The 15,171-nt window shown below is 33.5% G+C and carries 8 protein-coding genes; 1 reads left to right on the top strand and 7 read right to left on the bottom strand.

Annotated elements, in window-relative coordinates; all coding sequences use genetic code 11:
* The first annotated feature begins 115 nt into the window (after nt 1–115).
* On the top strand, nt 116–2,536 hold the full coding sequence (gene pheT / locus J2W95_RS04750) for a phenylalanine--tRNA ligase subunit beta (RefSeq protein ID WP_310004470.1): 2,421 nt from the start codon (nt 116–118) through the stop codon (nt 2,534–2,536).
* 84 nt (nt 2,537–2,620) lie between these two features.
* On the opposite strand, the gene J2W95_RS04755 is transcribed toward pheT, so the two are convergent.
* The 7 genes from J2W95_RS04755 to porQ form a co-directional block, all read right to left on the bottom strand.
* Nucleotides 2,621–4,843 (bottom strand): OmpA family protein, encoded by a 2,223-nt coding sequence (locus tag J2W95_RS04755; protein ID WP_310004473.1) that lies wholly within the window; start codon nt 4,841–4,843, stop codon nt 2,621–2,623.
* A gap of 10 nt (nt 4,844–4,853) precedes the next feature.
* On the bottom strand, nt 4,854–5,789 hold the full coding sequence (locus J2W95_RS04760) for a PorP/SprF family type IX secretion system membrane protein (protein ID WP_310004475.1): 936 nt from the start codon (nt 5,787–5,789) through the stop codon (nt 4,854–4,856).
* Nucleotides 5,790–5,818: 29 nt separating this feature from the next.
* Complete coding sequence (locus J2W95_RS04765; protein WP_310004477.1) at nt 5,819–9,331, bottom strand: T9SS type B sorting domain-containing protein; 3,513 nt, start codon at nt 9,329–9,331, stop codon at nt 5,819–5,821.
* A gap of 182 nt (nt 9,332–9,513) precedes the next feature.
* A complete protein-coding gene (gene rpsA / locus J2W95_RS04770) occupies nt 9,514–11,292 on the bottom strand; it encodes a 30S ribosomal protein S1 (RefSeq protein WP_310004478.1) in 1,779 nt (592 codons plus the stop codon).
* A 589-nt stretch (nt 11,293–11,881) separates the two neighbouring features.
* Entirely contained in the window at nt 11,882–13,264 is a 1,383-nt protein-coding gene (locus tag J2W95_RS04775) for a nucleoside permease (protein ID WP_310004480.1), read from the bottom strand.
* A gap of 77 nt (nt 13,265–13,341) precedes the next feature.
* Nucleotides 13,342–14,034 carry a (d)CMP kinase gene (gene cmk, locus J2W95_RS04780; RefSeq protein WP_310004481.1) on the bottom strand — a complete coding sequence of 231 codons (693 nt, stop codon included), beginning with the start codon at nt 14,032–14,034 and terminating at the stop codon, nt 13,342–13,344.
* A gap of 63 nt (nt 14,035–14,097) precedes the next feature.
* The gene (gene porQ / locus J2W95_RS04785; protein WP_310004483.1) at nt 14,098–15,120 is read right to left on the bottom strand and encodes a type IX secretion system protein PorQ; all 1,023 of its coding nucleotides are present in this window, start codon (nt 15,118–15,120) and stop codon (nt 14,098–14,100) included.
* Nucleotides 15,121–15,171: the final 51 nt, after the last annotated feature.

The following is a 15,171-nucleotide window of genomic DNA, read 5'->3' on the forward strand; positions in this document are numbered from 1 at the left end:
TTACAATTGAATCAATTTTTGATGCTCACTAACTTTGACCCTCGAGAAACATTGATTATATTTGCGCCTGAGCCCGTAGGACGAACGGACGAAGTAATCTTGAAAAAAATGAAATATGAAAATATCGTATAACTGGTTAAAGCAGTTTCTTAAAATAGATTGGAAATCTGAGGAAACAGCTGGATTGCTAACTGATTTAGGACTAGAAGTTGAAATCGTTGAGAAATACCAATCTGTAAAAGGCGGATTAGAAGGTATTGTTGTAGGACACGTTCTTACTTGCATTCCCCATCCAGATGCTGATCGATTGAAAATTACTACTGTTGATTTAGGTGATGGAGTTCCTTTGCAAATTGTATGTGGTGCCAGTAATGTTGATGCAGGACAAAAAGTTCCTGTTGCAACCATTGGAACAGTTTTGTTTGATAAAGAAGGAAATTCTTTTACCATAAAAAAAGGAAAAATCAGAGGACAAGAAAGTCATGGAATGATTTGTGCAGAAGATGAATTAGGACTTGGCGAGAGTCACGACGGAATTATGATTCTGGATGATTCTATAGCTGCAGGAACATTGGCTTCTACCGTTTTTAAAATAGAAAATGACGAAGTTTTTGAAATTGGCTTAACACCAAATCGTGCCGATGCCATGAGTCATTTAGGTACTGCGCGTGACTTAAGAGCAGGACTGATCCAAACTGGAATTAATGTAGAATTAATAACACCATCAGTAAGTAACTTTAGAGTTGACAAAAGAACTTTGAAAATTGATGTTGATGTAAAAGATATCAATCTTGCGCCAAGATATTGTGGAGTAACTATTTCTGGTATTTCTGTAAAAGAATCACCGGAGTGGTTGAAAAACAGATTAAAAGCAGTAGGGATAAATCCTAAAAATAATATTGTGGATGTTACTAATTATGTATTGCATGATTTAGGACAGCCTCTACATGCATTTGATGCAGCCAAAATCAATGGAAAAATTATTGTTCAAACACTTCCTGCTGGTACAAAATTTACCACTTTGGATGACGTGGAAAGAACTTTGCATGAAGAAGATTTAATGATTTGTGACGAAAAAGGACCAATGTGCATAGCTGGTGTTTTTGGAGGGAAAAAATCAGGAGTAACAGAGACAACCAATTCAATCTTCTTAGAAAGTGCTTATTTTAATCCAGTAAGTATTCGTAAATCAGCCAAAAGACATCAATTGAATACAGATGCTTCTTTTAGATTTGAAAGAGGAATTGACCCAACGATTACGGAATATGCTTTAAAAAGAGCAGCTTTATTAATACAAGAAGTAGCTGGTGGAGAAATTACATCTGATATTGTAAATATTTATCAAAAGAAAATTGAAGACTTTGCGGTATTTTTAAATTTCAAAAATGTTGCACGCATTATTGGTCAGGAATTACCAAAAGATACAATCAAACAAATTTTAGCCTCTTTGGAGATTAAAATTAATAGTGTTTCGGATGCTGGTTTAGGATTAGTAATTCCTGCTTATAGAGTTGATGTTCAAAGAGAAATTGATGTGATCGAAGAAATTTTGAGAGTTTATGGATATAATAATATTGTATTCTCTAAAAAATTGAATGCCACAGTTTCTAATTCTCCTCGAAATGAAGATTATAAAGTGCAAAATAGTGTGGCAACACAATTGAATTCTCAAGGATTTAATGAGATGATGGCCAATTCATTGACTACAGCTTCTTATGTGCAACTTTCAGAAATGCTAAAAGAAGAATATAATGTGACGATGTTAAATCCGTTGAGTAGTGATTTGGCAACAATGCGTCAGTCTTTATTGTTTTCTGGATTAGAAGCAATATCGTACAACATTAACCGTAAAAATTCCGATTTAAAATTATTTGAATTTGGAAAATCATACCATAAATTTCTTTCGGGGTACGAGGAAATCAAGCATTTAACTTTATTTCAAACAGGAAATAGAAACCAAGAAAACTGGACAAATACCCAAAAACCTTCTGATTTCTTTTTATTTAAAGGATACGTTGAAGGAGTATTTTCAAGATTGGGAATATCAAATGCCAAAAGTGTTACAGTAAATTCGGATGTGTTTTCAGAGGGAATTGCATTTGGTGTGGGAAGTGAAACTTTAGTGGAGTTTGGTGTGGTTAAGAAATCAATCTTAAAACATTTCGGAATTAAACAAGAAGTTTTCTACGCTGATTTTAATTGGGCTACGGTTTTAAAATTAATGTCAAGCAAAATAAAATACACTGAAATTCCAAAATTTCCAGAAGTTCGTAGAGATTTAGCTTTATTGGTAGATCAAAATGTAACTTATGACGCGATTTACAACATTGCTAGACAAACAGAAAAATCACTGTTAAAAAATGTGAATTTGTTTGACGTGTACGAGGGACAAAATTTACCAGAAGGTAAAAAATCATATGCCTTGAGCTTTATGATTCAAGATACAGCCAAAACACTTGAAGATGCTCAGATTGATAAAATAATGAATAAACTAATAAAGAATTTTGAAACTGAACTTGGAGCAAGTTTGAGATAATCTTTTATTAGTAGATACAAAAAAATCCTAATTCATTACGAATTAGGATTTTTTTTGGTTTAGAAAGTAAATTTGTTTAACAATTTACAAATTCTTAATTACGAATTCACTTCTTCTGTTTAATTCATGTTGTTCTTCATCACAAGAATCTTCTGGAATACATTTTATAATTGGAACAGACTCTCCATAACCTTTGGCAAGAATTCTATTTTTAGGAATTCCTTGTTCCAAAATGTAATTTCTGGTGGCATCGGCTCTATTCTGGGAAAGATCCGCGTTGTATTTTGTGTTTCCGCGATTGTCGGTGTGTGAACCAATTTCTACTACCATTTCAGGGTATTTGTTCATTAATTCAACGACACGATTCAATATCTTTTTGGAATCTTTTCGAATGTACCACAGGTCGTAATCGAAATAGATAGGTTCCGTCTTGATGATTAATCGGTCTTTGTCTTTTATCACATCTTTTTCGGCGGCCACAATGGCGGCGGCTTTTTCTTTTTTCTTGGCTTCTGCTATTGCTGCATTTTTCTTGTCAGCAGCCAGTTTGTCTTTTTTCAATTGCTCAGCTGCTTCCTTGTCTGCCAATCTTTTGGCCTCAAGAGCATTGGCATCGTCTCTCTTCTTTTGTTGGAACGCAATAGCATCGTCTTTCTTTTTTTGTTCCAAAGCAGCTAATTCGGTTGCTTTCAATTGTTGAGCTACCAGCAAATCTGCTGCTAATTTTTTATCTATAGCCGCTTGCTCTTCCTTTTTGATAATTTCGATAGATCGAATTTCCATAGAACCATCATTCGTTTTATTTCTTTCTCCCGAAATATGGAATGATTTAGAATTTTCGGTATAATTTTCTTTGGTAGCGAATAAAGAATAATCAGATTCACATTCTATTGTAAAACTAAATTTCCCATCGGTTTTTGTAATTGCTTTTTCAAGCTCCTGATTGGAAGCATTCTTCAAGATTACAATCGCATTTTCTAGTGCAAGGTGGGAATCGACATCAGTTATTATACCGGCAATATATTGTTTGCAATCTTCGATAAGTAGTTCTTTGGTTTCTTTCAAAGAATATATATCATCTTTCCCTTTTCCACCGGGTCTATCCGAAGAAAAATAACCTTCCTTTATATCAGAATCTATATAATAAGCAAAATCATCATAACCAGAGTTTACAGGAATTCCCACATTAGCAGCTTTTGAATAAGAATTGTCATTAATGTCTGAAACAAAAATATCTAAACCGCCATAACCTTCATGTCCATTAGAAGAAAAATATAATTTATTGTCTTTGGAAACAAACGGAAATTGATCTCTTTTTGAGGTGTTTATTTTATCTCCCAAATTTATTGGTGTTCCATAAGTTATTCCGTCTATGGAAACTTTATAAATATCCAATGAACCAAATGTTCCTGGCATATCCGATGCAAAATACAGTGTTTTTTCATCTGGACTTAAAGCAGGATGTTCTACAGAATAATTTGGGTTATTGAAAGGCAATGCGACGATATTAGTCCATTTATTTTTTACAAACTCAGCTCTAAAAATTTGAATATTTGATATTTTGTCTGTATTCTTTCCTCTCCTACCATTGTTTGAATTGTTTCGGGTAAAATACATAGTTTTGCCATCTTTTGTGAAAATTGCATTTGATTCATGCATAGAGGATTTTAAATCTTTTGAAAAATAGGCTGTAATAGAATCATTTTGAATCACATTTTTTAATGCTATACTAACCAGATTTAGATATGATTCATTATTCCATTTATAGGTTTTATCAAATAAATTGGGTTTCTTTTTGACAGCTGAAAATACTAAATTATCACCAAAAACTACTCCTCCAAACTCTGAATTTATTGTATTTAATGCTAAATTATGAATTTCAAATCTTTCTCCAATTGCTGTGACATTTTTTAAGTTTTTGATGTCTCTGTCTAATTTTTCTATTGCAACTGTATTATTTGAGACTAAATAAAAATTTCGTAAAACATCATTAGCTTCGGTATATTTACCTCTAGCTTTTAATGTTTGTGCATATCGAAAATAAAAGTCCTCATTGAGTTCTTTATTACTGATTAAAGAAGCATATTGAGCTTGGGCTTTATCATAATCATTGGTGTAAAAGTAGCAATCTCCTAAATTTTGAATTACTTCTTTCGTTTGGATTTTGATGCTAATTTTTTCATACAAAGGAATTGCGGCACTATAATAGGTCTTACCAAACAAAAGGTTTGCTCTTTGTAAATCCTGCTGCTGGCCATGTGTAAATTGGACTGAAAATACGATAAGGAGTATTAATATTCGTTTCATGTTTACTTTTTTAGAAGAATCTAGGTGATTTGTCGTATCCTTTACCCAATAAATCCAAGTTATACAATAATACAATTTCATGTGAGCCAGAACTAAATTGACTTAGATTTGAAGTGACGTAATCATAGGAATATCCAACTCTCAAATTTGGAGTTACATTTACATTCATTAATAAACTTGCGGAATCACCAAATCGATAAGCAGCTCCAAGTTCAAATTTTTCATTATACAAAACATTAGCTGTTAAATCCACGGAAACTGGTGCTCCTTTTACAAATATGGCCATAGCTGCAGGCTTAAATTTGAAAGCTTCGTTAATGTCAAAAACATAACCTCCTGTGAAATAAGTATGAATTTCTTGAGGCCCGAAGGAATTAACGTCAGGTCTAGATTTGATGTGTTCTGACGAAAGTAAGTTTGGAACTGAAAGTCCAATATAATAATTATCGGTAAAATAGTAAGCCCCTACTCCAATATTTGGGACCGTTTCATTTATGTTTTCTGCAAATGCTTTATCTGTTGATATATCGCCGCTATTTAATCGAAAGCCATTAAAGTTGGTGCTTATTGATGAAAAACCTGCTTTTAATCCAAACGAAAGTTTTTGTTTTTCATTCAATTGTAAAATATAGGCAAAATCGGCAAAGAAATTAGTTTCCTTTTTGGCACCATCACCAATATTGTCTGATACTAAAGAGAAACCACCTTCAATCTTTTGGTTTATTGGTGTGTGGGCAAATAAGGTTAGGGTTTTTGGAGCTCCTTCGATTCCTGCCCATTGGTAACGATACAAACTTCCTAAATTTAGTATTGCTGGAGTTCCTGTTGCATAGGCGGGATTTACAACACTCATATTGTTCATATATTGTGTAAAATGTGGGTCTTGCTGAGCTGTTGCCTTTAGTATGGAAAGGGAAAAAAACACAAAAAGTATTATTTTTTTCATTAGAATAAAATTATTGGGTAAAAAATGAATTATCGGTTCAAATAAAGTTGGCCTTGTTTAGGAGGCAAATTGTCTTTATTATAATTGATAATATAAAAATAAACTCCAGTTGGTGCATCACCATCTATAAAGCTTGAATTGGAATTTTTTCCATTCCAATCTGGTTTGTTGATGTCGCCTTTGAATAACACATTTCCGTATCTATTAAAAATTTCTAGTGTATAATTTGGAAATAGAAATTCGATATCAATAATTTGGAAAGTTTCGTTCACCCCGTCTCCATTTGGAGAAAATCCATCAGGAATAAAAAAATTGTCAGAAGTAGCAGTACAATCGGTTAAAGAAACGGTTACTGGCAATGGACTGGAATAACATTGTGTTGTTGTATCATAATCAAGACCATAATAAGTTACACCTTCTGAAAGTAAATCAGTGTTTGTAAATATGGCCCCATTTATCGCAGCATCATACCAAGCTAAATTCGTTGATGCAGTGGTATTGTTTGATAAATTTAGAATAGTTGGTTTGTCAACTCCGCAAAATTCTTCTCCATTAGGTTTTAAAACGGGTATTGTGACAGTATTTATTAATACGTTTATTGGAGTTACTATTGATTCACAACTTGTAGTTGTATTCACTTCTTTGACAAAATAATCTCCTGTCGCCAAAAGGTTGTCCAATGCCAAAGGTGTTGTACTTGTAGTTGTATCATACCAATTGTATTGGCTTCCGCTTGGAACTAGGTTTGCTACCGTTTTCAAATCGGTTTCACAAAAATTTTGATCCCCTGCAGTTGGGGAACTTGGTATGGTATTAATAGCAAAATCTTCGGAAATAGTATTGATACTGGTAGAACAACTATTTCCTGTTATATTTGTTATGACCAATGTGTTATCACCTGTTGCAGAAAGGGATGATCCTGGAATTAAAAAACTGGTTTTTCCCGTATTTACGATCAAAGGAATTGTTTGCAAAGCTATTGTGTTAGCTCCAGATACCGCATAACTCACAGTGATATTGGTTAAATTTACTAATCCTGTTAATTCAACATTTAAGTCCTGACCCAAACATCCATCTTTAACAGTGACAATCATATTACTGACGTCAGGTATGGCATTTACAACAAAAACTTCTGAGAATGTCGAGGTGTTGGTGCAATGTGTCAATGTGTTTGTAATATTAGTAATTACGATTGTAGTATTTCCAGCATTTGAAATTAAGTTTGAATTTATAGTAAAACTAGGTATACCATTTGCAACATTTAAAATTGTAGAAACTCCTGCCGCCAGATTACTGCCACTTAGGTTATAAAGGATATCATAATTACCATCCGTTAGATTCGTAATACCTGCTGTAAAATTGACAATAACATTAGATCCTTGACAAATTGGGTCGATTACAGCTATTGCATTATCTATTTGCGGAATAGCATTAATCACAACACTAATCGTCTTCAATGCCGATTCACATCCCGTCAATGCGTTTACTTCCTTGAGAGAATAATTTCCTGTGACCAAAGGTTTTGTACTAATTAAAGGCACAGTTGATACCGAATCAAACCATTGGTATTGACTTCCTTGTGGCTGCAAATTGGCAACTGTTGCATTGTCAGATGTACAAAAAGATTGTACATCGTCTGCAATTGGAGTTGCAGGAATAGGATTTACCGTAAAATCTTTTGGAATTATTGTTGGTATTGGACATCCGTTTAAAGCATTGGTAATATTTGTAATGATAAAAGTCGTTAATCCAACATTCGGAATAGCAGTAACAGGAATTGGAAAACTTACTTTACCCGCCACTACTGCCAATGGAATTGTTTGAGCAGCCATAGTGTTAAACCCAGAAATAGTATACGTTATCTCGATAAATGTTAAAGTACCTAATCCAGTTAATTCAACGGTTGTTGGTTTGCCTTGACATACATCTTTTATAGCCACTGCTAAATTGGAAATATCAGGGGCAGGATTTATGGTAAATTCTTTATTAGCTGTCGATGTATTGGTACATCCTGTTGTCGAATTGGTGATATTTGTAATGGTAATGGTTGTTTTTCCAGATTTAGGAATTAAAGACGTCGGAATTTTAAAAGAAGGAATCCCTCCTACAACATTGATAACAGCAGGAATTCCAGTTGCTAAATTTGGATCACTTAAATTGTATAAAATATCATAATTACCATCAGTAAGATTATGATTATCCGACAATGTAACAGTGGCATCTTCTACTGTTTGACAAACGGTACCGATAGTAACTGTAGCACTATTGATTCTAGGAATTGGATTAACTTTAAAAACTCCCGAAATCAAAGGAATTATATTGTTACAAATATTAAGTGTTGTACTGCTGACAATATTGGTAACAGTTATAGTATAATCTCTAGGAAGAGTAAAATTGTTTGAAGCTATTGAAAACGTCAAAACATTATTCACAAAACTAGAGGTAGTCGTTCTTGATAATCCATTACTTGATATCGTATATGTCACATTATAGCTTCCGTCTGGAATATTTGTAACATTTTGTATGGTGGCAGTAACTGTAGTTGTCGCAACTTCATTTTCGCAAATAGGCAGTGACGGATTGATTGCTATAGTTGCTCCTGTGTAATCAAGTAATTTCTCTATAGTTATAAACACATCCGAAGTTTGATCAAAACAAACATTATTATCGGAGAATACTGTATAGATAAAATGATACATTCCAGGGCCTGAGGTATTGTAAATATTTTGGATATTAATAGTTGAATCAGTATCATCATTATTATCGATTTCATCTGTTGATATTTCAGTCCAAACTCCACCAGCATCTTCTCCTGATAATTGATCATTTAAATTTAAATTGGTATAAGCACTTAGTTCGTTGGAACACAGGCGTAAATCAGAAGGAGTTCCGGGTAATGGGGAACGATAAACTGTAGCAAAAACTTTAGCATCTGGGGGTGCTGCACAAGTACCGATAGCAGCTATTGAATATGTATATTCGTAAGTAGGCGGTGGAGGCCCATTGTATAAAGTAGTTGTATTCAAAAAGTTATCAGTTAATCCGACGCTAGACGTATTTCCAACCCAAGTTCCACCAGTTTGGGGAGCCAAAAAATTACCATTAAAAGTCTGATATAAGTTATAGGCAATTTCGGTATTACAAATTGAAGAATTGGGGCCAGGAACTCCAGTATATCCACCAATAGTTACGGTTACAACTGCAGTATTATCAGCACAACCAGAAACACCTGCAACGGTATATATATAATGATAAATTCCGCTTTTTTTGATTTGTTGTGCATTTAAAACACCGGTAGTTTTGTCCAACCCACCAGATCTATCATCATCTTTCCATGTTCCTCTAGGTGTTGGAGTTCCGCCTAATTCGGTATACAAATTAATAACTTGGCTAGCAGGATTCGTAATGTCACATACAGTAAGCATTACATTGTCATCACCTGCACATTGAGCATTAATATTAATGGAGCAGAAAAATAGAGTGAAAATTGTAAGAAAAGAATAAAATGCAAAATGTGTAGGAAAATGTAGTTTTGGAACCATAAATTTTATTTTATTTCGCCAAATATAAACATTTTCATACAGTTTCACATAATTTTGATCTTTTGTTTGGGGAAAAATGTTAAAAAAGTTGAATAAGTAAAAATTATGAAAATATAGTATTTGTCATAACAAAAAAAGCCCCGCAAATTGCGGGACTTTCTATATTCAAAAAAATCAAGAAATTATTTTTTCTCTGATTTTTCCATTTTAGCTTTTAATGCAGCTAATACATCATTGTTATCTCCTAAAGTTGCAGCTGGTGCGTTTGTAGTAGATGCAGATGAAGTATTTTCAGTAACAGCTTTCACGTTTTTCTCTTCTTCTTCACGGAAGATAGCAGTGTGAGAAGCAACTACTCTTTTGAATTCTTTGTTGAATTCAATTACTTTGAAATCAGCAGAATCTCCTTTTTTCAATTTCTTACCGTCTTCTTTTTCAAGGTGACGAGTAGGAATGAAAGCAACGATATCTTCACCGAATTCTACAGTAGCTCCTTTGTCAACGATTTCAGAAATTTCACCTGTGTGGATAGTTCCAACTGCGAAAGAATCTTCGTATTGATCCCAAGGATTAGCAGTAGTTTGTTTGTGACCTAAAGATAATTTACGTCCGTCAACATCTAATTCTAATACAACTACGTCTAATTTCTCACCAACATTTACAAATTCAGATGGGTGTTTGATTTTCTTAGTCCAAGAAAGGTCAGAAATGTAAATTAATCCATCAATTCCTTCTTCCAATTCTACGAAAATTCCAAAGTTTGTAAAGTTTCTAACGATACCTGTATGTTTAGAACCTACTGGGTATTTAGAAGTAATGTCAGTCCAAGGATCTTGAGTCAATTGTTTGATACCTAATGACATTTTACGGTCATCTCTATCTAAAGTTAAGATAACAGCCTCAACAACATCTCCAACTTTTACGAAATCTTGAGCAGAACGTAAATGAGTTGACCATGACATTTCAGAAACGTGGATTAAACCTTCAACACCTTCAGCAACTTCGATAAATGCGCCGTAATCAGCGATTACAACTACTTTACCGTTTACTTTGTCACCGATTTTCAAATCAGAGTTCAAAGCATCCCATGGGTGAGCATTTAATTGTTTCAATCCTAATTGAATTCTTGTTTTCTCATCATCGAAATCAAGGATTACAACGTTTAATTTTTGGTCTAATTCAAGAACTTCACTTGGGTGATTGATTCTACTCCAAGAAAGGTCAGTAATGTGAATTAATCCGTCAACACCACCTAAATCAATGAACACACCATAAGAAGTAATGTTTTTAACAACACCTTCTAATACTTGTCCTTTTTGTAATTGACCGATGATTTCTTTTTTCTGTACTTCAATATCCGCTTCAATAAGCGCTTTATGAGATACAACAACGTTTTTGAATTCGTGGTTAATTTTTACCACTTTGAATTCCATCATTTTGTTTACATATACATCGTAGTCTCTAATTGGCTTAACATCAATTTGAGATCCTGGTAAGAAAGCTTCAATTCCGAAAACGTCAACGATCATACCACCTTTAGTTCTGCATTTTACAAAACCATTAACGATTTCTCCTGTTTCGTTTGCAGAAATAACTCTATCCCAAGATTTAATAGTACGTGCTTTTCTGTGAGATAATACTAATTGACCTGTTTTGTCCTCACGGATGTCAATTAATACTTCTACTTTGTCACCTACTTTTAAAGCTGGGTTGTAACGGAATTCATTTAAAGAAATAACACCTTCAGATTTAGCATTGATATCAACGATAACGTCTCTATCTGTAATTCTAACAACAACTCCTTCAACTACTTCTTCTTGATCTGTAGCGATGAAAGTTTTAGATACTAGTTCTTCAAACTCTAATAAGTTTTTCTCATCTACTGCATCGATACCTTCTTCGAAGTTATGCCAGTTAAAATTTGCTAAAAACTCTTCTTGTGATTTTAATTGTTCAGACATGCTGATAAAAAATTTGTATTCTGTTTTTTCTCGAGTTTCTTCATGCGATAGAAAAATACAGAAGTTGTTTTACATAAATAGTTGATACCTAAAGGAAACTCTTCTCTACCAAAAGGTGTGCAAAATTAATTCTTTTATTTAATATGGCAAAATATTTATAGAGAGATATTTGCACAAACCGTCAAACAGTCAGAAATAAGGTTTAGAAGCGAATAATTAGGTATACTTATTGACATTGTTCCCGCTATACGTTACAATCTTATAAGCCGAACCCCGGCTTATAAGGATTTCCACTGCACACGAGCGAAGTGAACTGGCGAAGCAATCGGGGCTAGTTAGAAAATATTGTGAATTATCAGCAAATAAATATTTTTCAATTTCTCAACACAATTAATCATGGCTCGCGGTTTCATCTGTGGGTAACGCATTATAAATATTAGAATCTCATTATTATCTCCAACGATTGAAACCGCTGGCAATAGTAAAATCAAGACGAATAATTCAACTCTATTTTAAATGATTTGTAGGCAAAAAAAAATCCTAACAAGTTAAAACCTGTTAGGATTGTATATATTAAATTGAATTACAATTAATGACTCAAATTCTCCGCTACATCTGCATTTGGATTATGTTCGTGTTTAAACATAATGGCAAAAGCAATAGCAATAACCAATGAATAAATTGCAAAAGCTAGCCATATTGTATGCCAATCTTTCATCATGATTACGTTTTGTAACAAACCATCTGCGGTAACAGAATTTCCTTGACCTTTTACAAATTCCAACATTTTTGGATTCGCAACATCAGTTTGCAGAAAAGAAGCTAACTCGGTTGTATTATTAAATGACTTTGTAAAAAAGCGGTCAATAGCCCATCCAGAAGTAAAACTTCCTAATATTGCTCCTACTCCATTCGTCATCATCATAAACATCCCCTGAGCCGAAGAACGATTTTTAGGTTCAGCATGTGTTTCCACAAACAATGATCCCGATATATTAAAGAAATCAAAAGCCATTCCGTAAACGATACAAGACAAAATAATCATCCATAATCCTTGAACAGGATCTCCAAATGCAAAAAGGCCAAAACGTAATACCCAAGCCAACATACTGATAAGCATTACTTGTTTTATTCCAAAACGTTTCAAGAAAAATGGAATTGCCAATATAAATAAAGTCTCAGAAATTTGAGAAATAGACATAATAATTGTAGAATACTTCACCACAAATGAATCGGCATATTTTGGAAAATGTTTAAATTCATCTAAAAACACATCGCCATAAGCATTTGTCAATTGTAAAGCTCCTCCCAAAAACATTGAGAAAATAAAAAACAAAGCCATTTTGTAATTGGCAAATAACTTAAAAGACTCTAGTCCTAAAGTTTCCATTAAAGAAGCATCCTCTTTGATTAATCGTTGTGGCTTACATTTTGGCAAAGTAAAAGCGTAAATTCCCAATACAACAGCCGCCATTCCAGCGATATAAAATTGATTTGCGGTAGCTTTATTTCCTGTCAAATTGGTTATCCACATCGCAACAATGAAACCAATCGTTCCATAAACCCGAATAGGTGGAAAATTTTTAACCACGTCTAATCCGTTTGTTTTTAATGCATTGTATGAAATGGAGTTACTCAATGCGATAGTTGGCATATAAAAACACATTGCCAAAAGCATAATATATATAAAAGTGTCTGGTGTTGTAACTTGTGGAATGTAAAATAAAGCAGCCCCGTATGAAATTTGTAGAATACCGTATAGTTTTTCGGCATTAATCCATCTATCAGCGATAATACCAGCTATTGTAGGCATAAAAAGGGAAGCAATTCCCATTGTTCCAAATACTAAACCAAATTGGGTTCCTTCCCAGTTTTTGGTTCCAAACCAATAATTTGCGATTGTAATCAACCATGCTCCCCAAACAAAAAATTGGAGAAAACTCATTATTATCAATCTGTTTTTAATTCCCATGTGACGAATTGTATTTTTTTTATTTTAAGATTTTGTGGCGCGTAAATCTACTATTAATATTGATATTAACAAAAAATTTATAAGCTATTAATTACCTCATTTACTAACTCCAAAACAACATCAAATTGTTCTTTTCGATCCAAATAAGAATTATCTACTTCAATAGAATCTTCAGCCATTACTAAAGGTGAATCATCTCTGTGAGTATCAACGTAATCACGATCAACTACATTTTTCAAAACCTCTTCATAAGTAACTGAATCTCCTTTTGCTTGTAGTTCATCAAAACGTCTTTGTGCACGGGTGTCTGCTCCTGCGGTCATGAATATTTTAAGTTCAGCATTTGGAAAAACAACCGTCCCTATATCTCTACCGTCCATGACAATTCCTTTTTCTTTGCCCATTTCCTGTTGTTGCTCAACTAACTTAGAACGCACCTCCGAAATAGCTGCTACGGCGCTCACAAAACTAGAAACTTCCAAGGTCCTAATCGCAGTTTCCACATTCACATCATTCAAGTACATTTCAGCAAAACCTAACTCAGGATTGAATTTAAAACTCAATTTTATTGAAGGCAAACTTTTTACCAATTTTTCTTTATCCAAAAAATCAGCTCCAATACAATTATTTTGCATTGCAAATAAAGTCACTGCACGATACATAGCTCCAGTATCTACATATACGTATCCCAAATGTTTGGCAAGTTGTTTAGCCAAAGTGCTTTTCCCTGTGGATGAAAATCCATCTATTGCTATGGTTATCTTTTTCATTTTATTGTTTTAAAAATAAGTTTTAAATCTTTATTCTGCCTTCTTCGTTCTTTCTACTAAAAATTATTCCCCAAAATTAACAATCAATCCAAACAAACTGGTATTTCCTGCCAAAGTATATTTTGAATACGAATAATTAAATTTTAATTTATTCAGTTTCAATCCAAAACCCAATGAGAGTCCTGAGAAATTTCTTTGGTCTTGAATTTGCAATTCTGCAGCTCTTCTAAAATTATAACCAAATCTAAGATTAAACGCTTTTTTTGGAAAAAGTTCAAGCCCCAAAATCATATGTCGCAGTGTATTGTTTAAAAAAGACACTTTTTCTTCAGTCACTGTACCATCAATTGAAGTTTCTGCATTAACAGGATTTGAAAAAGCCAAATTCCATTGTTGCAAATTCTCGAGTGTAAAATGCCAGCGTATGGGAACATGTTCCAATTCTTGAGAAACTCCAGCAATTATTTCAAAAGGTAATTTTTCTCTAGTCCCGTCGTAAGTAGTAAATTGGGTTCCAATATTCATTAAAGTCAAGGCCCAATTTATATCATTTTTTTCGTCGATATATACCATTCCTAAATCTACGGCAGCTCCAAAGGAATTATAGCTTTCTAGTGTAGATTGAATCAGTTTGGCATTGGCTCCCAAATGAATATCAGTATAGGGAATGTTATAAGCATAGCCTAATGAAAGGGCAATTTCACTTCCAGTAAACGAACTTGTGGGCAAGCCATTTTCATCATATCCATCAAATTTTCCATAATTGATGTAATTGATACCGGCTTGAAATGTTTGTAGATGCTGATCGTAGGTATAAGCGTATGAAGCAGTTCCATAAGTTACTTCCTGGTAGTAATTTCCATAATTTAATGATAGATGATTATCCATTTCTTCATTAATAGAAGCAGGATTAAAAAGAGCCTGATTGACGTCTTCATCATAAATTGTAATAACTTTCCCTCCTAATGCCGCTTGTCTTGGTGAGGTAATCAAGTTCAAAAACTCATAAGTGTACTTGCCTCCTATTTGTCCGTAAGTAACAGAACAAATTAAGAGCAAAAAGTAGATAATAAGTTTTTGGGACATACAGTATTTGAAAAGTCAAAATTTAAAAATTCCAAGCGTCAAACTTACGAA

Source organism: Flavobacterium granuli (assembly GCF_031456055.1).
GTDB classification, from domain to species: Bacteria; Bacteroidota; Bacteroidia; order Flavobacteriales; family Flavobacteriaceae; genus Flavobacterium; species Flavobacterium granuli_A.